The sequence below is a fragment of the Pseudomonas sp. CG7 genome (genome assembly GCF_023701885.1).
In the GTDB taxonomy this organism is placed as follows: Bacteria; Pseudomonadota; Gammaproteobacteria; order Pseudomonadales; family Pseudomonadaceae; genus Aquipseudomonas; species Aquipseudomonas zanjanensis.
Window position 1 is genome coordinate 35,052 of the sequence record NZ_JABAEE010000007.1, and the last position, 24,325, is coordinate 59,376.

Genomic DNA, 24,325 nt, shown 5'->3' on the forward strand with positions numbered 1-24,325 from the left:
CGCGATAGCGGTGGATCAGCCATGCAAGTTTTGATTGGACCAATGTCATCGCGAGCAAGCTCGCTCCCACAGTGGGTCAACTGTGATCCTGAAACAATATTCATCCAACCCAACCCTAAGAAAACGTCCCGCCCTGCCGTTACAGCGATGGCAGTGTGACATCGGTCACACGGCGCAAGCACAATGCCATCCTTGATCAGCCGGGTCGGAGCTTTACCCTTGCCGCGTTCTTCCGCTGTACGCCTGAGCCATTTCCTACCGTCGTTGCTGTTGTTGGTGGCGGGGCTTGCGGCTGCCTACGTTAAGGATCTCAACGTTTTCTTCACCTCGTTGTTCAACGTTCTGCCGACGCAGGTGTTGTTGCTGGGCGGGGCGTATTGCTCCGTCTACCGACGTCAACGTGAATTGTTTCTGATGGTCACGGTGTACATCGCCTACTTCCTGCTGGATACCCAGACCGATATCTACCGCGACAACGGCAAGGTGCGTGAAGACGCGGCGGTGGTGTTCCATCTCGTCTGCCTGTTGCTGCCGCTGTTGTTCGGGCTGTTCGCGGCGTGGCAGGAGCGCACCCATTTGTTCCAGGACATGGTGGCGCGGTTTGCGGTGTTGCTGGTTTTCGGCAGCGTGGCGCTGGCGTTGGAGCAGAGCTTCCCACAGGCGTTGTTGTTGTGGCTGTCGGAGATCCGCTGGCCCGCGTTGCACGGCGCCTGGATGAGCCTGATCCAATTGTCCTACCCGATGTTCGCCGCCGCGTTCCTGCTGCTGGCCTGGCAATACTGGCGTAACCCCCGGCCGTTGCACGCGGCGCAATTGGTGGGACTGCTCGGGTTGTTCTGGATGCTGCCGAAAACCTTCATCCTGCCATTCACCCTGAACATCATGTGCAGCCAGGTGATGTTGATGATCGCCGCGGCGGTCGCCCACGAGGCGTATCAAATGGCCTTCCGTGACGAGCTCACCGGCCTGCCGGGGCGTCGTGCATTGAATGAACGCATGCAGCGCCTGGGGCGTAACTATGTGTTGGCAATGAGCGACGTGGACCATTTCAAGAAATTCAACGACACCCACGGCCACGACGTGGGCGACCAAGTGCTACGCCTGGTCGCCAGCAAACTGTCGAAAATCGGCGGTGGCGGTAGGGCGTATCGCTACGGCGGCGAGGAATTCGCCCTGGTGTTCGCGGGCAAGACCATCGACGAATGCATGCCCCATCTGGAGGTTATTCGCCAGTCCATCGAGACATACGCTATCCAACTGCGTAATCCCGACAGCCGTCCCCAGGACGATCAGCAAGGTCGCCAGCGGCGCTCCGGCGCCGGTGCGTCCAGCGTATCGGTGACCGTCAGCATCGGCGTGGCCGAGCGCATCGAGCAGCGTACGCCCGAAGAGGTACTCAAATCGGCGGACCAGGCGCTCTATAACGCCAAGGGCGCGGGGCGAAACTGCGTGATCGCCTATGGACAGAATCGCCGCGGCGCAGTGCGCATGGAAGCCGCCGCGGGTTGAGTGATGATGGCGCATTCAGCGTCTGGACTGTGATTGTGGGCCTGGGTGGCCGGCAGTAGGTTGGAACGATCTGCTACCGGAGAAAACCACCATGCCCGAGTACAAAGCTCCCCTGCGCGACATGCGCTTCTTGATCGACCACGTCTTCGATTTTCATGGCCGCTATGCCGAACTGGGTGCCAGCGATGCCAGTCCGGACATGGTCAGCGCCATTCTCGAGGAAGGCGCACGCTTCTGCGAGAACGTGCTGGCGCCCCTCAATCGCCCGGGTGACGAAGAGGGCTGCCATTTCGACAATGGCGTGGTGACTACGCCTACAGGCTTCAGGCAAGCCTTCGCACAGTACGTGGAAGGCGGCTGGCATGGCCTGGCGGCGGACCCTGCTTACGGTGGCCAGGGCTTGCCCAGTTCCCTGGGGTTGGTCATCAGCGAAATGATCGGATCGAGCAACACCTCTTGGGGCATGTATCCCGGCCTGACCCACGGCGCCATGTCGGCCATCCACGCCCACGGCACCGAGGAACAGAAGCAGACCTATCTCAGTAAACTCACCGCCGGCCAGTGGACCGGCACCATGTGCCTGACTGAAGCCCACTGTGGCACCGACCTCGGCATCATCAAGACCCGCGCGGTGCCCCAGGCGGACGGCAGCTACGCGGTGACCGGCAGCAAGATCTTCATCAGCGCCGGCGAGCACGACATGAGCGACAACATCATTCATCTGGTGCTCGCCAAGCTGCCCGATGCTCCGGCCGGGACCAAGGGCATCTCGCTGTTTATCGTGCCAAAGTGCCTGCCGGACGCCGCGGGTGAGGCCGGGAAGCGCAACGGCGTATCCTGCGGATCGATCGAGCACAAAATGGGCATCAAGGCCTCGGCTACCTGCGTGCTGAATTTCGACGGGGCCAAGGGTTTCCTGATCGGCGAGGCGAACAAAGGCCTTAATTGCATGTTCACCATGATGAACCACGCCCGCCTCGGCACCGGCATGCAGGGCCTTTGCCTGGGGGAGGCGAGCTTCCAGGGGGCGATCAAATACGCCAACGACCGTTTGCAAATGCGCGCGCTGACCGGCCCCAAGGCGCCGGAAAAAGTCGCCGACCCGATCATCGTCCATCCCGATGTGCGCAGGATGTTGCTGACCATGAAGGCCTTCAACGAAGGCAACCGGGCGCTGACCTATTTCACCGCGCAACTGCTCGACACCGCGCACCTGAGCCCGGACGAAACCGCTCGCCAGGAGGCCGAGGACCTGCTGGCGTTCCTCACCCCGATCTGCAAGGCCTTCATGACCGACACCGGGCTGGAGGTGACCACCCACGGCATGCAGGTTTTTGGCGGACACGGTTTTATCCGCGAGTGGGGCATGGAGCAGCTTGTGCGCGATTGTCGGATCGCGCCGATCTACGAAGGCACCAATGGCATCCAGGCCTTGGACCTGCTGGGGCGCAAGGTGTTGGGCAGCCAGGGCAAGTTACTGCGTGGCTTCACTAAAATTGTCCATAAATTCTGCACAGCCAATGCCGGGCATCCGCAGCTCAACGCCTATATTGCGCAATTGGACGGGCTCAACCGGGAATGGGGCGAACTGACCACCCAGGTTGGCATGGCTGCCATGAAGAACCCGGACGAAGTGGGCGCCGCCTCAGTGGACTACCTGATGTACAGCGGCTACATCATCCTGGCCTACCTGTGGTTGCGCATGGCCCTGGTGGCCCAGGCGCAACTCGACGGTGACGCTGGAGGCAGCGATTTTTGCCAGGGCAAACTGGCGACGTGCGAGTTTTACTTCAAGCGCCTGTTGCCGCGCACGACCGCTCATCGGGCCGCCATCGAGGCGGGGAGCGAATGCCTGATGAAGCTGCCGGCGGAATTGTTTGCGCTTTGACCGATTAAGTTGTGGCGAGGGAGCTTGCTCCCGCTGGGATGCGCAGCAGACCCTCTTTGTGAGCGCTGCGCACTGGAGCGCCAGCCCGGTCAAGCGGGAGCAAGCTCCCTCGCCACGATAAACATCCAAGTCTTTCTGGTGACTAAAAATAACAAAACAGTCATTGATTGACCCTATGTGTCGCAAAAGTTGTTGAGGTACACTCAGGTCACTGCGAAAACCGTCTTTTACGAACAATTGTTTAGATCCTGCGAGGTTTGCCATGGCTGACTACAAAGCGCCCCTGCGCGATATGCGCTTCGTCCTCAATGAAGTGTTCGAGGTCGCGAAACTCTGGGCCCAATTGCCGGTGCTGGCCGACACCGTGGACGCTGAAACGGTCGAAGCGATCCTGGAAGAAGCCGGCAAAGTCACCAGCAAAAGCATCGCGCCTCTCAGCCGTTCTGCTGACGAAGAAGGTTGCCACTGGGCGAACGGCGCTGTCACCACGCCGGCAGGTTTCCCACAGGCCTACAAGACTTATGCTGAAGGCGGTTGGGTCGGTGTCGGCGGTGACCCGGTGTACGGCGGCATGGGCATGCCCAAGGCCGTTTCGGCCCAGGTCGAGGAAATGGTCAACTCCGCGAGCCTGTCCTTCGGCCTGTACCCGATGCTGACCGCCGGTGCTTGCCTGTCGATCAATGCCCATGCCAGCGAAGAGCTGAAGGCGACGTACCTGCCGAACATGTACGCTGGCGTCTGGGCCGGCTCCATGTGCCTGACCGAGCCCCATGCAGGCACGGACCTGGGGATCATCCGCACCAAGGCCGAGCCCCAGGCGGACGGTTCCTACAAGGTCAGTGGCACGAAGATTTTCATCACCGGTGGCGAGCACGACCTCACCGAGAACATCATTCACTTGGTACTGGCGAAACTCCCGGACGCGCCGGCAGGCCCCAAGGGCATTTCGCTGTTCCTGGTGCCCAAGTTCATGGTCAATGCCGACGGCAGCCTGGGTGCGCGCAACGCGGCCAACTGCGGCTCGATCGAACACAAGATGGGCATCCAGGCGTCCGCCACCTGCGTGATGAACTTCGATGAAGCCGTGGGCTATCTGGTGGGCGAGCCGAACAAAGGCCTGGCGGCGATGTTCACCATGATGAACTACGAGCGCCTTGGGGTTGGCATCCAGGGCTTGGCCACCGGTGAGCGCTCCTACCAGAACGCCGTCGAATACGCCCGCGACCGCCTGCAAAGTCGTTCGCCCACCGGTGCGCAGAACAAGGACAAGGTCGCTGATCCGATCATCGTCCACCCCGACGTACGCCGGATGCTGTTGACCATGAAAGCCTCGAACGAGGGTGGCCGGGCGTTTTCCCCCTACGTGGCGATGCAACTGGACACCGCCAAGTTCAGCGAAGACCCGGTCACCCGCAAGCGCGCCGAAGACTTGGTGGCGTTGCTGACGCCGGTGGCCAAGGCGTTCCTGCCCGACCTCGGCCTGGAAACCACTGTCCATGGCCAGCAGGTGTGCGGCGGGCATGGTTACATTCGCGAATGGGGCCAGGAACAACTGGTGCGTGACGTGCGCATCACCCAGATCTACGAAGGCACCAACGGTATCCAGGCGCTGGACCTGGTGGGGCGCAAGATCGTCGGCAGCGGCGGTGCGTTCTACCGCTTGTTCGCCGATGAGATTCGCCATTTCACCGCCACTGCGAACGGCGACTTGGAAGAGTTCATCAAACCGTTGAACAGCGCGGTCGACACGCTGGATGAGTTGACCGACTGGCTGCTGGACCGGGCGAAGAGCAACCCGAACGAAATTGGCGCAGCGTCGGTGGAATATCTCCAGGCGCTCGGCTACACCGCGTATGCCTACATGTGGGCGCTGATGGCCCGGGCTGCCTTGGGCAAGGAAAACCAGGATGATTTCTACGCGAGCAAACTCGGGACGGCGCGGTTCTATTTCGCCCGCCTGCTGCCGCGTATCCACTCCTTGAGCGCTTCGGTAAAGGCGGGCAGCGAGTCGCTGTTCCTGCTCGAAGCCGGCCAGTTCTGAAACGATGACGTTGTGTAAGCATTTGCTTACACAACGTGCCGGTGTTTTCCCTCTATCGGCGAATTGGATCCAGGACTAACCTAGCTTCCATGGACGTAGCGCAGGACGCGCAAAGTAACAACACGGACACGTAGGATTCTGCCAGGACGGCGGAGTGAAATGGATGTCAGGGAAACAGTCTGCAAAGCCCCGCTTCGGCGGGGTTTTCTTTTGCCTGCGTTTTTTATTCTTGCAGGCGCCTAACCCTTGGGGCTGCTTCAGCATGGGTCCCACTGAACCCTGACGAGCGGTCTGGGGTCAATGAGCTATATGGCAATTTGGCCATCGTCGATCAGGGAGTCATCCATGGATTTCATTCGCATTATTATCGCCATCCTGCTGCCGCCACTGGGAGTGTTCCTGCAAGTCGGTTTTGGCGGGGCGTTCTGGTTGAATATCCTGCTGACGCTGTTGGGTTACATCCCAGGCATCGTGCACGCGGTGTACATCATCGCCAAGCGCTGAAGTTTCTGTTGTTAGATCTGTGGCGAGGGAGCTTGCTCCCGCTGGGTCGCGCAGCGGCCCCAAGCTTTTGCGATTGCTGCGCAATCGAGCGGGAGCAAGCTCCCTCGCCACAGGTGGTGTTCCCACTGCCTACAGATCGCTATCCATCACCTTGCGATAGAACAACCACTCATGCTCCAGCGCATGGGCCTGGTTCGCCGCCTTGCGAAAACCGTGGCGCTCATCCGGATAGTAGTGCGCCTCGACCGCCACGCCGTTGGCCTGTAAAGCGCTGACCATGTCGCGGGTTTGCTGCGGTACCACCACGGCGTCCAACTCACCTTGGAAAAAGATCACCGGCACGCGGATGTTCCCGGCGTGCAACAGCGGAGTGCGGGCGCGATAGCGGTCGGCGTCCTGTTGCGGGTCGCCGATCAGCCAGTCCAGGTAATCACCTTCGAACTTGTGCGTGGCCCGGCCGAGGGCGACAGGATCGCTCACGCCATAGAGGCTGGCGCCGGCACGGAATACATCCTGGAACGCCAAGGCGCAGAGGGTCGTGTAGCCACCGGCACTGCCACCTCGAATGAACGCGTAACGGCTGTCAATCAGGCCTTGTTCATCCAGATAGGCGACCACCGCGCAGGCGTCCTCGACATCCACCACGCCCCAATTCAAATGCAGCGCCTGCCGATACGCCCGGCCATAACCGCTGCTGCCGCGGTAATTGAGATCGGCAACGGCAAAGCCGCGCTGGGTCCAATACTGAATACGCGGATCGAACAGGGGATAACAGGCCGAGGTAGGGCCGCCGTGAATGAACACCACCAAGGGCGGCTTCGCTTGTGCATTCATGGCCGGGTAAAAGAACCCGTGGGCTTCACCTGACCCGGATGGATAGCGCAGGGTTCGCGGACGACTGATCTGTTCGATGGGTAATGGCGTGACACCGCCGGCCAGCACCACTACTTCATGATGTTGTCGCTCGATGGCAATGACTGCCGATGGATGAGTCGGCGAGGCGGCAATGGCGTAGATGAACCGCTCATCCAGCGCCAGGCTGCGAAAGCGGCTGTAGGTGCCGGTGAAATCGTCGCTGGCATTGTCACGGCGGCACAAGCCCAGGCGTCCGAAACCTGCTTCGGTCCAACTCGCCAGGGAGGTGTGTTCGTCCAGCGGCAGCCAGGTACAGCCACCCAGTTGCCACGGCGCTGGGGCATGATCGGCTGCGGCGGCGGGCAGGGGTTCTAAACCCTGGGCCGATTCCATCCAGGGCTGCCAGTAACCTCCGCGATCAGTCAGGCAATAAAGGCGACTGGCCGCGTCGAAGCGCGGTTGCTGGATGGATTCTTCCTCACCGTTGCCGGCCACACAGCGCGGCTCACTCCACCCAGAAGCAGTGCGCTCGGCCAGCATCAAGCGCGTTGCTGTCCAGGGTTGGTGCGGACGGCTCCACTCAATCCAGGCGAGCCGCTGGCCGTCCGGGCTCAGGGTTGGCGAAGCGTAGAACTCGGCGCCTTCGGCCAACAGATACCGTTGATGATCCGCCAATCCGATCGACACCAGGCGATGCTGGTTGGCCTGTTCTTCCACCGCCAACACCTGGCCGTCGGCAAAGCCAAGGTCCCCATAGCGGCACTCACCGAAGGTCAGCGCCACGGGCTGATCGCCACTCAGCGATTGATGGTACAGCTGTTGGTCGGCCTCGTTGACGAACAGCACGCCATCATGGCTCAGGCAGAACGACCCGCCGCCGTATTCATAGACCCGACTGCGGGCGCTGAAGCCATCTGGCGTCAGGCAGCGGGCCTTGGCGTCTTGCCAATGCCAGATCCGGCAGGCGCCGTCCGCGGGGCGGTATTCATTCCAGAACAAGCCCAAGGGTCCGACTTGCAGGTCGGCGAAGTCGGTGCCGGCGGCAACGGCCTGGGTTGCGCTGAAAGGCTCAGCCTTTAGCGATGAGGCGCGAGTTTCGTTCATTGCGAAAGGCCAGTTGTTCAATGGTTTGTGTGGCGTGCTCGGCGTCTTCACGCGCCTTGAGGATCACCCCGTGATGTTCGGACTTGCTGCACACCGGGTCGGCGTTGCTGGCATCGCCCGTGAGCATGAACGCCTGGCAGCGACAGCCGCCGAAGTCCTTTTCCTTTTCATCACAGGAGCGGCACGGTTCGGGCATCCAGTCATAACCGCGAAAGCGGTTGAAGCCGAACGAGTCGTACCAGATGTGCTGCATGCTGTGGTCGCGCACATTGGGAAATTGCACCGGTAGCTGTCGGGCGCCGTGACAGGGCAATGCCGTGCCGTCCGGCGTGACGGTGAGGAAAATGCTGCCCCAGCCGTTCATGCAGCCCTTGGGGCGTTCTTCATAGTAGTCCGGTGTGACAAAGATCAGTTTGCACGGGTTGCCTTCGGCTTCCAGCTTGGCCCGGTACTCATTGGTGATGCGCTCGGCGCGCACCAGTTGCTCCCGGGTGGGTAGCAGGCCGACGCGGTTGAGCTGCGCCCAGCCATAGAACTGGCAAGTGGCGAGCTCGACGAAGTCGGCTTCCAGGGCGATGCACAGCTCGATGATGCGGTCGATCTTGTCGATGTTGTGCCGATGGGTCACGAAGTTCAGCACCATCGGATAGCCGTGGGCTTTCACCGCCCGGGCCATTTCCAGTTTTTGCGCGAAGGCTTTCTTCGAGCCGGCCAGGAGGTTGTTCACCTGTTCGTCGCTGGCTTGGAAACTGATCTGGATATGGTCCAGGCCGGCCTTTTTGAAGTCGCTGATTTTCTGTTCGGTCAAACCGATGCCAGAGGTGATCAGATTGGTATAGAAGCCCAGCCTGCGCGCTTCACCGATCAATTCGGCCAGGTCCTGGCGCACCAACGGCTCGCCACCGGAAAAACCCAACTGCGCGGCGCCCATCTCCCGGGCTTCGCGAAACACCTTGAACCACTGCTCGGTACTCAGTTCCTTGCCTTGCTCGGCGAAGTCCAGCGGGTTGGAGCAGTATGGGCATTGCAGCGGGCAGCGATAGGTCAGCTCGGCCAGCAGCCACAGCGGCAGGCCGACGGCGGGCTTCTCAGGCAAGGGTGATCCAGTGCTGTGCACGGGCGACCTCCATGAATTGCTCGATGTCGTCACCGAGTTCCGGCACGTCGGCAAACTGCTTCGCCAACTCGTCGATGATCGCCGCGACATCCCGTTCACCATCGATCAGGCCTCCGATCAGCGCAGCGCTGTCGTTCAGCTTGATCATGCCTTCAGGATAGAGCAGCACGTGGCCTTTCTGGGCCGGTTCGTACTGGAAGCGATAGCCGGGGCGCCAGCGCGGGGTTTGGCGGCGGTCGAAGCTCATAGGGTAATTCCTTTGTGCCAGACCCGTTGGTCGGTCACGGTGTGATAGGGCGGGCGGTTCAGTTCGTAGGCCATGGTCATGGCGTCGAGCATGCTCCAGAGGATGTCCAGTTTGAACTGGAGAATCTCCAGCATGCGTTCTTGCCCTGCGCGGGTGGTGTAGTGCTGCAAGGTGATCGCCAGGCCATGCTCCACATCACGCCGGGCCTGGCCCAGGCGGGTGCGGAAGTATTCATAGCCGGTCGGGTCGATCCACGGGTAGTGCTGCGGCCAGCTGTCCAGGCGCGACTGGTGGATCTGCGGGGCGAACAGTTCGGTCAACGAGCTGCTGGCGGCTTCCTGCCAACTGGCCCGGCGGGCGAAGTTGACGTAGGCGTCCACCGCGAAGCGCACGCCCGGCAGCACCAATTCCTGGGAGCGCAGTTGATCGGGGTCCAGGCCCACCGCCTGGCCCAGCCGCAGCCAGGCTTCGATGCCGCCGTCTTCGCCGGGCGCGCCGTCATGGTCGAGCAGGCGCTGGATCCACTCGCGGCGGATTTCCCTGTCCGGGCAGTTGGCCAGGATCGCGGCGTCCTTGAGCGGGATATTCACTTGGTAGTAGAAGCGGTTCGCGACCCAGCCCTGGATCTGCTCGCGAGTGGCACGGCCTTCATACATCGCCACGTGATAGGGGTGATGGATGTGGTAATACGCGCCTTTGGCACGCAGGGCGGCTTCGAACTCGGTGGGGGACAGGGGGGTGTCAGTCATTTCGGTCTCCGGGAATAACCGTTGGCGGCGGTGGTGCCTGGTCTAGCCTCTTCGCGAGCAGGCTCGCTCCCACATTGGTTTTGCGGTGCATGAAATATCAAGTCTTACTCGGTCTCTGTGGGAGCGGGCTTGCTCGCGAATGCGTCCTGTCAGCCAGCAATAATGTTGGCTGACACAACTGCAACCCCACGTCCACCATCGTCCCACCCTTTCTACAACTCAATACTCATTCCGTCGTAAGCCACTTCAATCTTTCGACGTACAAGCTCAGCCCGCTCGGGCGAGTCTTCGTCCAGAATCGGGTTGGTGTTGTTGATATGGATAAGGACCTTGCGCTGCTCGGGCAGTTGCTCCAGCACTTCCAGCATGCCGCCGGGGCCGTTTTGAGCCAGGTGGCCCATTTCCCGACCGGTGCGGGTGCCGACGCCACGGCGCTGCATTTCATCGTCGTCCCACATCGCGCCGTCCACCAGCAGGCAATCGCTGCCGGCCATGATCGACAGCAACGACTCGTCGACCTTGCCCAGGCCCGGGGCATAGAACAGTTTGCCGCCTGTGCGCAGGTCTTCGACGATCAGCCCGATGTTGTCGCCCGGGTGCGGGTCGAAGCGGTGCGGGGAATAAGGTGGGGCGGCGCTGCGCAGGGGCAGTGGGGTGAAGCGCAGGTTCGGGCAGGCGGCGATGGTGAAACTCTGGTCGAGTTCAATGCGATTCCAACTCAACCCGCCGTTCCAGTGGGTCAGCATGTTGAACAGCGGAAAGCCGGTGCTCAGGTCTTCATGGACCATGTCGGTGCACCAGACTTGGTGCGGGCAACCTTCACGCAGGCTGAGCAGACCGGTGGTGTGGTCGATCTGGCTGTCCATCAGGATGATCGCGCCAATGCCGGTGTCGCGCAGGGCCCGGCCCGGCTGCATGGGGGCAAAGCCCTGGAGCTGGGCGCGAATGTCCGGAGAGGCGTTGCACAGCACCCAGTTCACCCCGTCATCGGACAGGGCGATGGACGACTGGGTACGCGCCTGGGCCCGCAGGCTGCCGTTGCGAAAACCTGCGCAATTGGCGCAGTTGCAGTTCCACTGGGGGAAACCGCCACCGGCGGCGGAACCTAGAATCTGGACGAACATGGCTGCTCCATCTGCAAACCGAAATAAAAACGCCTCGGCTGGCCGAGGCGTAGTGCTGCGTGCTTGAGCGCCTGCAGCAATCAGCGGCTGGCGAAGTACATGGTGACTTCGAAACCGATACGCAGGTCGATATATGCGGGTTTGGACCAAGACATGGGAATACTCCTTTGGTTGGGGGAATCAGGTTCGATGGAACGATGGAAACCTATACATATAGTCCACCTCCGTTCGGAGATGTTCAGATGCTTAGGAGGCTATGTTACTAAATCTGACAAATTCGTTCGCCGCGATTCTCGAAGAAAGCTCATTACAGCGGCTGCAATGATCATTGCGCCCCTTGCCAACGCTCTGTCGGGCAGGCGCCATTGCTCAGGCAATACCATCCCCCGGCAGCGTCGATCAAACCCTGGGCGGCGGCTCGTAGTTGTGGGCGATCCAGTTGCAGGATGGCATCGGCCAGTCGCTCAAGATAATCCGACGGGCGGCCAGCCAACTTGCCCTGCCAGAGCAGTTCGGCGGCCGGGGCGCGGGGCAGGGCATCAGTTTGGAGTTGAGCGGCGAGCGCCTGTTGCTGGTCGGTCAGGGACGCATCATCGAGCTGCTGGATCAACGCCGGTAACCCGGCCAGGAATGTCTCGATGTGGGCGATCAGTTGCGCCGCCGAGACGCTGGGCGACTGGACGCCGAACAGCAATCCGGTTTGCCCATCGACCTGCTTCAAGCCGCTGAACACGGCATAACCCAACTGCAGCTCCACCCGCAGGCGCTGATAGAACGGTGTCTGGCACAGCTGCGCCAGCAACCGCCAGGCGGCCTCGTCGGCCAGCGCCAGGGTGGCGGTCGGGCAAAACAGCAGCACGGCCGCTTCTTCACCGTGGGTCTGGAGCGTATGCCAGATGCGTTGTCCACGCGGCGCCATCGCCAAACTGATGTCCTCGCTGGCGATTCCCGGCACACGGGCCAGCACCGGGCCCAGCGCGCCTTGAGTGGCGGTCGACAGACCGATGGACAGTCCATCCCAGCGGGCCGTTGTCCACACGCTTTGGTCGCTGTCGGGCATGGGCAACGCTGGCGATTGCCGGCAATGATTCGGCAGCGCTTTGAGCAGGTGGCGAATGGGTAGCGGTGTGGGTTCGTGGACGGCCTGAGCCATGGGCAGCGGCTGTGAAAGCTACGCCAGGACGTGTTCGAGCCCCCGCGGCATCGGGGCCTGCAAGCCGCCCAGTTTCAGCAGCCATTGGTGAGCGGACGGTTCGAAACTGATGTCCACGCCGGCCTGGCGCGCATCCTCACGCACCTCCTCCAGATGCCGGTCGAGCCGGGATTGAAGATCCAGCGGTGCCTGAGTCGTCAGTTGCCAGCGCAGGTACACCGCGCCTTCACGACCGTTGTCGGGCAGCGCCTGGCTGAACTGCATGGGCGAGCGTTCCCGCCGGCCTCGGGAGCGGTCCTGGGCGAAGGTGCGCAAGCCACGGTGGGCGCTGGTCTGTCCGCGTATCAACCCGGCGCGAGGCGCTTCGCTTGGCGTTTGCAGGAACGGGTTGGACGCGGGTAGTTGCCATTGTCCCGTGACGTTGTCGACAGGGTGCAGTTGCTTGAGGATTTCCCTGAGCTTCAGGAGGTCATTTGCCAACAGCGGCCCGTCACGTCCTTCACAATCCCAGCGGGCCAACTGCAAGGCTGACCCTGTTTCCTGCCGGCGCTGCAGCAGAGCGGTGAACTCCTGGCGCAACGGCGCCCAGTCGTCCTGGGCGGCAAAGAAGCCCAACCAGTCGTGCAGCAACGGCTGGATCTGCGCCGCTGTCTGGGCGTTGGCGTGCGTGAATTCGATGTGCAGCAGCGCCTGTCCGGCAAACTCATACAGCGCGGTGGCCTTGAGGCTGTCAGCCAAGTGGAGTTGACGCAACAGGGCGAGCAGGCCGCCCGGTTTGCTGGAGTTCAGCCACGTACACAGAAAGTCCAAGGCTTGGGGCGAGGCGCTGGGCAAATCTTCAAAGGCGAACAGCAGGTCGAGACAGCCTTCGTGGACCTGTTGATAACTTGCCTGGGACGACGCCATCAGCTGGGGCGGAGAAAGTCTGGCGACCGCTTCACCCGTCGGTACATGGCTGCCGAACTGTTCCGCCAACGCTTTCAAGGCGTCGATGCTTTGCGGGCCGGCCAGGCTCAGGCTCATCTGGCCGCTCTGGTAGAAGCTGCGGTAGAAGTCATGCAACGCGCTTTGGAATTCGGCGTGCTCCACCGCGAGGCTGTCGCGATTACCCGCATGAAAACCCCGCAGCGGATGGGTCGCCGCCAGGCCGTCATGCAAGGCAAGCTGTCGCTGGGCTGCAGCATCCCGGGACCAGGCGATGAACTCGGCGTGTAGCACTTCCCGTTCACGCAACTGATCGGCCTCATCCAGGCGTGGGTGAGCGCGCATGTCCCCCAGCCGTTCCAGTCCGTCGGCGAAGGTGGCGGGTGGCAATTCGAAGAAAAAATCCGTGGTGCGTTCGCTGGTGCGCGCATTGACTTGGCCACCATGGCGCTGCACGTAGGCCATCAGGTTCTCCCCAGCGGGAAAACGCTCGGTGCCGAGGAAGAACAGATGCTCGAGCAAGTGCGCCAATCCCGGCCAGGCCAGGGGCGCGTCATGGCTACCAGCCGCGACTCGCAATACTGCAGCGCCGCGCTTGAGGCCTGGGACGTGACGCAATGTCACCCGCAAGCCGATGGCCAGGGTTTCAGTGTGGGGGCGGAGGGAGTCGGGGGCCGGCATGAGCGCTTCCAGAACAAAGATGCGCTCATGCTAGCGGATTAGGCCGCGTTCTCAATCCTCAATCAGTGTTTGTGCAGGTCGTCGTAAAGCTCGGGGCGGCGATCATGCAGGTAGTTGTAGGCCGCTCGGGAATCGTCCATCAGTTGTCGATCCAGTTCTGCGAAGATCAAGGCCTCGTCCAACCCCGCAAGCGCCGGTCGGCTGCCATTCGGTGCGGCGATGCTGCTTTGGCCGCAATACAGCAGTTCACCTTCGTGGCCGCAGTAGTTGGCGTAGGCCACGAAGCACTGGTTCTCGATGGCGCGGGCACGGACGGTGATGTCGGCGATGAACTCGTAGGGTTGCATATTGGCGGTCGGCACCAGGATCAGCTCGGCGCCGGCCAGGGCCAGGCGGCGGGCGTTCTCCGGGAACTCCAGGTCGTAGCAGATCAGCAGGCCGAGCTTCCAGCCGTTGAGCTCGACGATAGGCAGCGCTGAGTCGCCAGCGCTGAACATGGCGTGATCGAGATCACCGAACAAGTGGCTCTTGCGGTAGTTGGCCAGGCGCTCGCCCTGGGCGTCGATCAACTGCACGGCGTTGTAGATCTGCCCGTCTTCGCTGCGTTCGGGGTAGCCATAGACAATCGCCAGGCCGGCCGCCTTGGCAATGCGGCCGATCTGTTGCGCCCACTCGCCGTTGTAGACCTCGGCCAATACATTCACCGCGTCGACGCCGATGTTGTAGCCAGTCATGAACATCTCCGGCAGTACCAGCACGTCGGCGCCCCTGGCCTCCAACGCTACCTGGTGCAGGCGTTGCAGGTTGCCGGCTGGATCCAGTGGCAGCGGTGGGCATTGGTAGAGGGCTACACGCATCAAAAACTCCTTTTATTCAGGTAGGGCGATCGGACCGATCTCATGGAACACATCACCTGGACCCGGGTTCTCGGCGTGAGTTTCTCCGCCGAAGTGCTTCATGATTCCCCACACGGCATTGAGTGAGGTCTGTACTGCGCCTTCGACCCAGGCAGGTGTCCATGAGACGTCATCGCCGGCGATAAAGATCCCGCGTTGTTCGGCCGGCATGTCGTCCTGCATGAAATGCGCGTACATGCGCTGGTTGTAGCGATAGTGGCCGGGCAGGGCGCCCTTGAAAGCGCCGAGGAAATGCGGATCCGCTTCCCAGGACACGGTGATCGGGTCGCCAATGATGCGTGCGGCGATGTCCACCTTGGGGTAGATCTTCTTCAGGGCATCGAGGGCCAGCTTCACGCGTTTTTCCACCGGATGCGGGAGCATTTTCAGCGCGTCGCTCATCCAGGAGTACGACAGGCAAATCACGCCGGGCTTGTCGTCGCCGTTGTCGAACAGATAGGTGCCACGGGTCAGGCGGTCGGTCAGGGTCATGCTCATCAGGTCGCGGCCGGTTTCCGGGTCCTTGTCCTTCCAGAACGGCCGGTCGACCATCACGAATGTCTTGGACGATTGCATGTAGCGGGTGCGGTCCAGGGCCATCCACATCTTTTGCGAGAACAGCGCTTCTTCACATTCGATCTGGGTGGTCAGCAGCCAGCTCTGGCAGGTGACCAGCACGGCGGCGTACTCGCGGGTATTTTCCCAGACGTCCGTCACGCTGAACCGGCCATCGGCCGCACGGGCAATGCGCTTCACGCCGCTGCGGGGGGCGCCCAGGTGCAGCGAATTCAGGCTGGTTCCTTCGGGCCAGTGCGCACAGCGTTCCGGCACGTGGTTCCAGATGCCGTGGGGCACCTGTTCGACGCCGCCGACCACCAGATGCTGGTGGTCGTCGCAGTTGGTCATTACGACGCGGAAGATTTCCAGCATCGAATTGGGGAAATCCGAATCCCAACCGCCCGTGCCGAAACCGACCTGGCCGAACACTTCGCGGTGCTGGAACGAGAGCTTGGCGAACGCCTTGGAGGTGGCGACGAAGTCGTAGAAGGTGCGGTCGTCCCAGAGAGGCACCAAGGTGTTCCACAACGCCTTGAGACGGGGCACGTCGCGGTCGCGGATCGCTTGCTGGATCTCGCTGAAGCGTGAGCCGTCTTCCAGCGCATCGGCCCAGGCGTCGGCGACTTCCTGGATCAGGGCAGGAAGGTCCGCCAGTTTCTGGGCGTAATAGGTCTGGCCTTCCCGGTCGATAACCGTGCTGCCGGACGCCGGGGTCAGCGGGTTGGGAAACGGTTTGGTCTCCAGCCCCAGGTTGTCGACGTAGTGGTAGAACGCGGTGGACGACACCGGAAAACGCATGCCGCCCAGCTCGGCGATCACCCCTTCAGCGCCGTTGAACGCCTGTGAACGCAGGCGCCCACCCATCTTCGACGCCTCGTAGACCACGGGCTTGAGTCCCAGCTTCATCAGCTCGTACGCCGCCACCAGACCGGCGATCCCTGCACCGACAATCGCCACTTCCGTACCCTGGTTGTGCGCGGGAATACTGCCCAGGCCGGCCGGATGTTCAATCCAGTCGTCAAAGGCGAAAGGAAAGTCCGGCGCGAAAATGGTGATGGGCTTCTTACCGTCTGCTGGGTGGCGATTGTTCTTGTTCATGGCTGACCTTGATGGGCGACTCGACGCGGCTTCGCGTCTGAGTATAGGAAAGATGCCAGCCATTCTAGGGAGGGTGGAACACGTTAATAAGACACAATATGTCGTCGTTTTGAATATCTTCCAGTCATTTCGACCAGTTATTCCATCGTAATGACGAAACCAGTCCGCTGTGGGAGCGAGCTTGCTCGCGATGACGTCAGTTCAGTAACGCTTGCATGGACTGACAGACCGCTATCGCGAGCAAGCTCGCTCCCACAGGTTAAGTGGCGCAGGGCTAGACGGGCTGGCCCCGGTCGATCTTGCTGCTGAGGATGATCGAGGTGGTGGTTTTCTCGACACCGTCCACGCTGCCAATCTGGTCCAGCAGTTGATCCAGCTGTTCTGGAGAGTCGGTGCGCAGCCAGGCGACGTAGTCGAACTCGCCACTGACCGCACACAACTGTTGGACCTGGGCCATGGCGCTCAAACGTCGCAGCACGTCCTTGCCGGAGCGCGGTTGGACCTTGATGCCGACGTAAGCCTGCAGGCCGCCGTCAATCACCCGTTGGCCCAGGCGCACGCCATAGCCGGTAATCACCTTGGTCTTTTCCAGGCGCGCCAGCCGCGACGTCACGGTCGTGCGGGCGATGCCCAGTTGCCGAGCCAGCATCGCGACGCTTTCCCGGGCGTTGATTTGTAGCGCCGCGATCAGTTGCCGGTCGATTTCGTCGAGGACGGGGGGGCGGGTGTCAGTCAAGGTGGGCTCCGGCGCAGGCATCGATGGCGGCATGTTACAGGCTCTCATGGGCGAAGTAGCCAACGGCAGGCAAAGCCAGTGCGCGCCAGGCGCAGGCCAGGTGCGTCTGTGACGTCCTGAGCCAGAAACCGTCCTGGCAAACCAACTGTTCAGCGGGCAACTGCAACAGAGCATCCAGGGAGAACGCCTGCACTGAACCAGGGTCGTCATCGTCTTCGGCTGCCCAATCGCGCTCAAAGCAACGTACATGCAGTTGCTCGTCGAAGCGTTCAAACAGCGGCCGGTTGCCCAGCCATTGTGGGTGCACCCGCAACGTGTGCTGCTGGACGTCCAGAAGCAATAATTGCCAGCCCCGGTAGCTGCCACACAGTTCTGCCGCATCGGTCGCCATGCAAGTCAGGGCGAGATAACGGGCATCCGTCGACCAGATCATCGAGGGCGCCAAGTCGACCAACGCGCAGCCTGAGACTGTCAGCAAATGGCCTCCGAGCCGGGGCGTCTGGGCACGCACCCAACTGTCGGCATATTCCGTTTCGCTGCCGAACAACCAGGCGGCATCCCGGTGGTCAGGCGCGGGCAGGATGAAGTCGCCGTCGGCGTTGGCCACTTGCGGGCAATCCACCAGGCGCCAGGGGGCGATGCTGTGCAATTGTGAGCCCGTCACCTGCAGCTCCACGGTGTTGTAGAACAGCCGGGAACGTTCGTCGGGATGAAAGAATGCAGGATCACCGCCAATCGGCGGCGCAGGAATGTTGAAGCGTTGCAGTGCGCTACTGTCCAGATCCTGGTCAAGACGACCGGCGACCACCGCCAGGCTCAGCCGGCCATCACGAAAATCGAGGATGCGCTGCACCCACATCGGCGGCCCTACCAGCAGGCGTCGATCCTTCACGTCGGCAACCACCCCATGGGTGGTTACGGTCGTTGACTGTTCGAAGGGCAGCAGTGCCAGGTAACGTCCGCAGTCAGAGACGCGGTGATCCAGCAGCCAACTTCCCGGCAAGTGCCAGTCACCGATCTGGCAACGATAGCTTCCCAGCCCGTCGGAATTATCGACAAGCCAGGTCAGCCGCGCGCGTACTCCGTCCTGCATCGGTTGCGTTTCAATGAATGAATCGCCGCGCTGGCCTTGGCTGTCCAACGGCATCGCGATGGTCATGCGGGTCAGCGTAAATTCGCCAACCTGCACGCGACCTTGGGCGTCGTGACCGGCCTGGGTCTCGGTATCGCCGTGGATGCTGTCCAGGCGATAGCCATACCGGCCGGAGCCCGGTCGCGCATAGTCGAGGTACGAGCCGATAAATACGTGATGGGTGTCGAGGCCCAGCAATTCATGCCAGTAGAAGGATGGTTCCGCTTCCCGCCTCACCCAGGGCGACGGCAAGGCCCGCCAGCTGTTGTCGAGCTGCCACAACCAATACTGGTCGCCATCTGCTTGGGCATCCTGCGCCTGAGCCAGGCACACCAGGGCGCGATGATCGCTGCTCCAGATCAACGGCGCATCGGCCGCCATCTGCAGGCCGGACGGTTGCTCGTTGATGCTGATGGTATAGCGCGGGGAAACCAGCGGTTCCAGCGGTGGGGCCAGGTTGCGAAAGGTCGCGGGCAAGGCGATGTCGCCCCGCAGGCAATGCTGCCCATCAGGGGAGCGCCGTTCAAAGGGCTGTTGAACCTGTTCGGGATGCCAATCGGATTCCAGCCACAGGTCAGCGAAGGGTAGCAGGTGCGTAACACTGGCCGTCTGGAATAGCTCAGGCAACCGAACTTCGCGAACGCTGTCGTTCACCAGTGGGCTATGACGCCCGCTCAGAACGCCGAGGTCAAAAGCGTCCAGCTCCCAGAGTTCGCTGTCGGCGCAGCGATACACCTGACGCTGCTGGCGGTCGAGAATCAGCAGGCCCCAGTCCTGCCGGGACGGTATTGTCGCGGCGAAGTAGCGCCCGTCGCGGGAGAACAGGGCCGAGGAACCCAAACCGAGAAGGAGGGCGCCATCAGGGAACAGATAGTCGCAATAGGTCGGGCCGCCCATGGCGATTTCGCCGTGGTTGAAGACCCGGATCGGCTCGCCTTCAGGGGTCAGCAATGGCTCATTTCCACCCCAGGCACTCGGCCCTTTGCTGGAAACGGGCGCCAACCCAAGGCGCCGCTCCCAGCGACTGACGCAGGCGAGCCCGACGATGATGCCGACAATCGCCACCAAAATACCCCACCACTCAGGCAACGCCCGACCCAGGCTGAAGCCCAGGCCAAACACCGCGCCGACCGCCAACCGGGCAATGCCCCGGCCCATCGCCAAAAAGCCCAGGCGAGCGGCAAGGCCCATCAGCAATCCGAGGCAGACTACCGCCAGCAAGGCCAATGGGGGCGGCAGTATTGTGACGAAAAAGGCTGGTACCAGCAGGATGCCGAGTTGCCAGAACAGTTCAAGAAACAGGCGGGGGAGGCTGGGGCTGGCGATGATAGGCGTCTCGGTGAGGGAGGGGATTTTTATTGTAATGGAGCGAAAGAGGCTAACGGGGAGAACTGCTCCCTATGGGACACAGCGGTTTTGATTTTTTTACAAGTTAGGTATACGTTACATCTTAATTAGATTGTTGCGTATACAGAACATGGACTATGCCCTTATCACAACGCGTCTTGGCCAGCAGGTCCGGCAGCGCCGCCTGAATCGCGGTCTGACCCAAGCCGATCTCGCTACTTTGGCGGGTATCACCCGGCAGAAGGTCATCGCCATTGAAAAGGGTGACCTGTCGGTGGGCATGCTCGCCTACGCGCGAATTCTGGGAGCTCTGGATTGTGAGTTCGCCGTGGTGCCAGCTGCAATGACCACGCTTGACGAAATCCAGGGAGTGTTCGACTGATGACGACCTTACTACAGGTTGCGGTGCCTGAAGGCGACAGTGGGAAAATGTTTCAGGGCAGTGGTGGAGACTACCTGTTTCGTTATCACGAAGAAGCTAATGCGCAGGCTGCGATCAGTTTATTGATGCCTGTGCGCCTGGATGAATATCGTCATCGAGAACTGCACCCGATCTTCCAGATGAATCTGCCGGAAGGTTACGTCTTGGAGCAGCTACGTAACCGCTTGGCCAAAGTGGCGAACGTCAACTGAGCTGTGTGAGCGGGCACCGAATATGGTTGCGGCAATCAGGCAATGTGCTGAGCCGTTTATGAAAACCTTCGGATAGGGCGTAATCCCTTTCTGAAAACTCAAAAGCCGCGCAATGCGCGGCTTTCAATTTGGTGGGCCCACACGGACTCGAACCGTGGACCAAAGGATTATGAGTCCTCTGCTCTAACCAACTGAGCTATAGGCCCTCAGTAGGCCGCGGATTATAGCGACGGTTTCTCGGCTGTGCTATCCGAAAAATCCGATACGGCCACACGTAGAAACGTTGCGGCGAACTCCTCGGCGCACAGGGGCAGGCTGACGATGTAGCCCTGGATCTGTTCGCAACCCTCTTCGGTCAGGAATTGCTGCTGGGCCAGGGTTTCGACACCTTCGGCGATGATGGTGAACTGCATGCTGCGGCCCAAGGCGATGATTGCCCGCACGATGGCCGCATCGTGGGGGTCATCGGGCAGGCCGCGGACGAAGGACTGGTCGATCTTGAGGATGTCCAGCGGCAGGCGCTTGAGATAACTCAGGGAGGAATAGCCCGTGCCGAAGTCGTCGATGGCCAGTTGCACGCCGAGCTTTTTCAGCTGGTGCAGCACCGTCAGGGCCTCTTCGGCCTGGCTCATGATGAAGTTTTCGGTAATTTCCAGTTGCAATAAGTCGGGCTTGAGTTGGTGTTCGCGCAGCAGTTGTTCGATACGCCCCAGCAAGTTGGGTTGACGCAGTTGGGCGCCGGCCAGGTTGACCGACAGTGGGCCGAGGCTTTCGTAGGTGCTGTTCCATTCGCACAGTTGCCGGCAGGCACGTTCCAGAACCCAGTCACCAATTTGCAGGATCATGCCGTTTTCTTCCGCCTACGGGATGAAGTGTTCGGGCGGGACGTCGCCAAATGTCGGGTGATACCAGCGAATCAGTGCCTCGGCGCCTACCAATCGATTGTCGACGAGGCTGATTTTCGGTTGGAAGGACAGTGACAGCTCGTTGCGTTCAATCGCCCGGCGCAGTTCGTGTTCCAAGGCCACGCGCTCGCTGGCCTGGGCGGTGAGGTCGCGGGTGTATTTCTCCACCCGGTTGCGCCCCTTGGCCTTGGAGCGGTACATCGCCGCGTCGGCATTCTTGACCAGCGTGGCGACGTCGCAGCCATCCTGCGGGTAGAGGCTGGTGCCGATGCTGGCGCTGATGAAGAACTCGTGTTCGCCGGCCTGGAACGGTGCGGTAAAGCAGTTCAACAGTTTCTGGGCGATGTGCTCGGCATCGCTGGGCTGTTGCAGGCCCGGCAGCAGGATAATGAACTCGTCGCCGCCCAGACGCGCCACGGTGTCGATGTCACGCAACTGCTCGCGCAAGCGCACGGCGATGCCCTTGAGCAGCAAGTCGCCGACCGGGTGTCCGAGGCTGTCGTTGATGTGCTTGAAGCGGTCCAGGTCCAGGAACAGCACGGCACCCTGGCCGCCGTTTTCCTGCTGGCTGTTAAGGGCCGCCAACAAGCGGCTTTCGAACAGCGTGCGATTGGGCAGGCCCGTCAGCGGGTCGTGGTGAGCCTGGTAATCGAGCCGGGCCTGGGCGTGTTTGAGGCTGGAGATATCGGCGAAGACGGCGACGAAATGGGTGATCTGTCGGTCCCGATTGCGCACCGCGCTGATGGTCAGCCAACTGGGGTACAGCTCGCCGTTCTTGCGCCGGTTGGAGATCTCTCCCTGCCAGTGTCCCTCCGCTGTCAACTGGTGCCACATCGCCGCATAAAACGCGCTGTCATGCAGGCCGGAAGCCAACAGCCGGGGGGTGTGGCCCAAGGCTTCGGTTTCGCTATAGCCGGTGATTTCAGTGAAGGCCCGGTTCACGGCGCTGATGTGTTGTTGGGTATCGGTGATCAGCACGCCTTCGGCAGTGCTTTCGAACACGGTGGCGGCCTGTTGCAGTTTTTCCTGCATCAGGTGGCGTTCGGTAATGTCCCGGGCGATGGTCAGCATGCAATCTTCGTTGCCGATGGGCAGCGGGCGGCTGGACACTTCGCAGAGCCGTATCTGCCCGTCGTTGCGACGGATATGGCAGCTGAAATCCCTGACGAAGCCGTCCCGTTTCAGCAGGTCGAGCATCTGTTTGCGCTCGTTGAGATTGACCCAGATGCCCAGGTCCAGGGTAGAGCGGTCCACCGACAGGGCGCTGTTGAAGCCGGTAATGCGGCTGAATCCTTCGTTGACTTCAATCAGCAAGCCATCGCTTTGTCGGGACAGCAGCAATCCATCGGGCGAGGCGTGGAATGCCTTGGCGAACTTCTCTTCGGATGTCTGCAGTTGTTGCTGGGTTTCCTTGAGCTGGCTGATGTCCCGCACCACCACGACCAGGGCGGGTGTCGTGTCGAGGTCGAAGGGCTCGGCGGAGATCAGCCCGGTGAACACCTGGCCATTGCTGCGGCGAAAGGGCATTTCCAGGTTGCGAATGCTGCCGGCCTGCAAGCGCTGCAACAGGCCCGGCCCCACACCCTGGATGCCCCAGATATCCAGTGCGGTTGCGCTACGCCCTATCACGTCTGCGGCACTCAAGCCGATCTGCTCTTCGAAGGCCTTGTTGACCTCCAGCAGGCAACCGTCAAACAGCCGCGCAATCACCAGGATATCCGGGCACTGGCGGAACACCGAGGCAAATTTCTGCTCCGAAAGACGCAGGGCTTCCTCGGTACGCTTGGCTTCACTGATATCGATCATCAGCCCGCGCATCAGCGGTTCGTGCCCGTGTTCGATCAGGCTGACAATATCGCGTACCCACAGACAGCGGCCATCGGCGGTGATCACCCGGTAATCGATGCAGTGGTCGCGTCCGGCCAACACTTCATGATCACAGTAGCTCTGGGCACGGATCAGGTCGGCGGGATGAATGATATTGCGCCAGAAACCTGGGACCAGCCAATGGGAGAGGGGATAGCCCAACAGGTCTTCGGCGTGGGGCGACACGTAGCTGTAGGTGAAATCGCTGACCCTTGCCTCCCAGGCAATGGCCGACAGGCTCTCCACCAGCCCACGGTAATGGTATTCGCTGCTGCGCAGCTCCTGCTCAAGCTCGACCCGTCGGGCGATCTCCGAACTGAGCCGGCGGTTGATGCGAATCACCACCGCCAATATGCCGACCAGGAGCAGCAGCGCCGGCAGGCCGTACAGCAGCAAGTCCGACCAGAGCTGGCGGTAGTCATGCACATTGCCGACCCATTTCTGCTGGATCTCGGCGACCTCGGCCGGGCTCATGTCCGCGATGACCTTATCCAGGATACTGACCAATATCTTGTTGTCTTGAGGGACGGCCATTGCTAGCTGGTAGCGATAGGGCGTTTCCCCGCTGACATAAAGGCCTTCGAGCTTGAGTTGGCGCAGGCTCCAGACACTGGAAGCCAGATCGCCCACTACCGCATCCACTTCGTCGGTCGCCAGTGCTTGCAGGGCTGAGCTGACGTTGGGCAGTGCCACCAGGTTCAGGTCGGGATGATGGTTGCGTAGCAATTCATGGGGGGCATAGTTCTCCACCACGGCGATCTTCAGCCCGTACAGTTCCTTGAGGTTGTGAGGCCGGGCGCCACCGTGATGAGCCAGGATGACAATGGGGAAGTCCAGGTAGGGGCGGGTAAATGCCAGGTAATTCTGGCGCTCCGGGGTGGACATGATGCCTGGCAAAAGATCGATCTTGCCTTGTGCGACCTGCTCCAGCACGGCCGTCCAACTGACCGGCTCGATGGGGGTGACCTTGACGGCCAATCGTTCACGGATGATCTCGATGTAATCGGCGGCCAGGCCCTGAGAACGGCCTTGATCGTCGCGGAACTCAAACGGCGGCCAGGAGGCGTCGACACCCAGGCGCAGGACGGGGTGGTCCTTGAGCCAGCGGAGCTCCTCGTCGGTGAGCGTCAACGCGCCAGCTGTTGCGGTCCAGGTCATCAATGACAGCAAAAGCGCGGCCGTAAGTCTGGGCATCACTGTCTCGTCATGGCTTGGTGAGGATGAGTCGAGTGTAGACGGCAACAGGGTGGTGAGGAGC

Annotated in this window: 15 protein-coding genes, 1 tRNA gene and 3 pseudogenes; 6 read left to right on the forward strand and 13 right to left on the reverse strand. The window is 61.4% G+C overall.

Going from position 1 to position 24,325, the window contains the following annotated elements; all coding sequences use genetic code 11:
- Positions 1-219: 219 nt before the first annotated feature.
- The 4 genes from HGO40_RS04855 (at position 220) to HGO40_RS04870 (ending at position 5,942) form a co-directional block, all read left to right on the forward strand.
- Positions 220-1,509, forward strand: coding sequence for a GGDEF domain-containing protein (locus HGO40_RS04855; protein ID WP_250962118.1), 1,290 nt, complete (start codon positions 220-222; stop codon positions 1,507-1,509).
- Positions 1,510-1,600: 91 nt separating this feature from the next.
- Positions 1,601-3,397, forward strand: a complete 1,797-nt coding sequence (locus HGO40_RS04860) for an acyl-CoA dehydrogenase C-terminal domain-containing protein (protein WP_250962119.1) — start codon at positions 1,601-1,603, stop codon at positions 3,395-3,397.
- A gap of 262 nt (positions 3,398-3,659) precedes the next feature.
- Positions 3,660-5,438 (forward strand): acyl-CoA dehydrogenase C-terminal domain-containing protein, encoded by a 1,779-nt coding sequence (locus HGO40_RS04865; RefSeq protein ID WP_250962120.1) that lies wholly within the window; start codon positions 3,660-3,662, stop codon positions 5,436-5,438.
- A 345-nt stretch (positions 5,439-5,783) separates the two neighbouring features.
- Entirely contained in the window at positions 5,784-5,942 is a 159-nt protein-coding gene (locus tag HGO40_RS04870) for a YqaE/Pmp3 family membrane protein (protein WP_003177654.1), read from the forward strand.
- Positions 5,943-6,071: 129 nt separating this feature from the next.
- Here the strand turns inward: HGO40_RS04870 and HGO40_RS04875 are convergent, their stop codons facing one another.
- From HGO40_RS04875 to HGO40_RS04925, 11 genes and pseudogenes are all read right to left on the reverse strand, one after another.
- Positions 6,072-7,901 (reverse strand): alpha/beta hydrolase family protein, encoded by a 1,830-nt coding sequence (locus HGO40_RS04875; RefSeq protein ID WP_250962121.1) that lies wholly within the window; start codon positions 7,899-7,901, stop codon positions 6,072-6,074.
- A complete protein-coding gene (gene pqqE / locus HGO40_RS04880) occupies positions 7,867-8,997 on the reverse strand; it encodes a pyrroloquinoline quinone biosynthesis protein PqqE (protein ID WP_189656235.1) in 1,131 nt (376 codons plus the stop codon). The genes HGO40_RS04875 and pqqE overlap by 35 nt, the downstream gene beginning before the upstream one ends.
- The gene (pqqD, locus tag HGO40_RS04885) at positions 8,990-9,265 is read right to left on the reverse strand and encodes a pyrroloquinoline quinone biosynthesis peptide chaperone PqqD (protein WP_250962122.1); all 276 of its coding nucleotides are present in this window, start codon (positions 9,263-9,265) and stop codon (positions 8,990-8,992) included. The genes pqqE and pqqD overlap by 8 nt, the downstream gene beginning before the upstream one ends.
- Positions 9,262-10,014: a pyrroloquinoline-quinone synthase PqqC gene (gene pqqC / locus HGO40_RS04890; protein ID WP_250962123.1), complete on the reverse strand. Its 753-nt coding sequence runs from the start codon at positions 10,012-10,014 to the stop codon at positions 9,262-9,264. The genes pqqD and pqqC overlap by 4 nt, the downstream gene beginning before the upstream one ends.
- A gap of 212 nt (positions 10,015-10,226) precedes the next feature.
- Complete coding sequence (gene pqqB / locus HGO40_RS04895) at positions 10,227-11,138, reverse strand: pyrroloquinoline quinone biosynthesis protein PqqB (protein ID WP_250962124.1); 912 nt, start codon at positions 11,136-11,138, stop codon at positions 10,227-10,229.
- An 80-nt stretch (positions 11,139-11,218) separates the two neighbouring features.
- Positions 11,219-11,293 (reverse strand): pyrroloquinoline quinone precursor peptide PqqA, encoded by a 75-nt coding sequence (pqqA, locus tag HGO40_RS04900; protein ID WP_003177660.1) that lies wholly within the window; start codon positions 11,291-11,293, stop codon positions 11,219-11,221.
- A gap of 170 nt (positions 11,294-11,463) precedes the next feature.
- Positions 11,464-13,896 (reverse strand): annotated as a pseudogene (gene pqqF, locus HGO40_RS04905) (pyrroloquinoline quinone biosynthesis protein PqqF).
- Between the two features lie 62 nt (positions 13,897-13,958).
- On the reverse strand, positions 13,959-14,753 hold the full coding sequence (locus tag HGO40_RS04910) for a carbon-nitrogen hydrolase family protein (protein WP_250962125.1): 795 nt from the start codon (positions 14,751-14,753) through the stop codon (positions 13,959-13,961).
- Between the two features lie 12 nt (positions 14,754-14,765).
- Positions 14,766-16,448: a flavin monoamine oxidase family protein gene (locus tag HGO40_RS04915; protein ID WP_250962126.1), complete on the reverse strand. Its 1,683-nt coding sequence runs from the start codon at positions 16,446-16,448 to the stop codon at positions 14,766-14,768.
- Between the two features lie 274 nt (positions 16,449-16,722).
- Positions 16,723-17,184, reverse strand: coding sequence for an Lrp/AsnC family transcriptional regulator (locus HGO40_RS04920; protein WP_018607342.1), 462 nt, complete (start codon positions 17,182-17,184; stop codon positions 16,723-16,725).
- Between the two features lie 34 nt (positions 17,185-17,218).
- Positions 17,219-19,507 (reverse strand): hypothetical protein, encoded by a 2,289-nt coding sequence (locus HGO40_RS04925; protein WP_250962127.1) that lies wholly within the window; start codon positions 19,505-19,507, stop codon positions 17,219-17,221.
- Positions 19,508-19,793: 286 nt separating this feature from the next.
- Between HGO40_RS04925 and HGO40_RS04930 the strand changes: the two genes are divergently transcribed.
- Entirely contained in the window at positions 19,794-20,045 is a 252-nt protein-coding gene (locus HGO40_RS04930; RefSeq protein WP_250962128.1) for a helix-turn-helix transcriptional regulator, read from the forward strand.
- Positions 20,045-20,293: pseudogene (locus HGO40_RS04935) on the forward strand (HipA N-terminal domain-containing protein); the annotation flags it as partial. The gene HGO40_RS04930 and the pseudogene HGO40_RS04935, both read left to right, overlap by 1 nt.
- A gap of 132 nt (positions 20,294-20,425) precedes the next feature.
- Here HGO40_RS04935 and HGO40_RS04940 read toward each other — a convergent pair.
- A tRNA-Ile gene (locus HGO40_RS04940) sits at positions 20,426-20,502 on the reverse strand.
- A 15-nt stretch (positions 20,503-20,517) separates the two neighbouring features.
- A pseudogene (locus HGO40_RS04945) lies at positions 20,518-24,261 on the reverse strand (bifunctional diguanylate cyclase/phosphodiesterase).
- Positions 24,262-24,325: the final 64 nt, after the last annotated feature.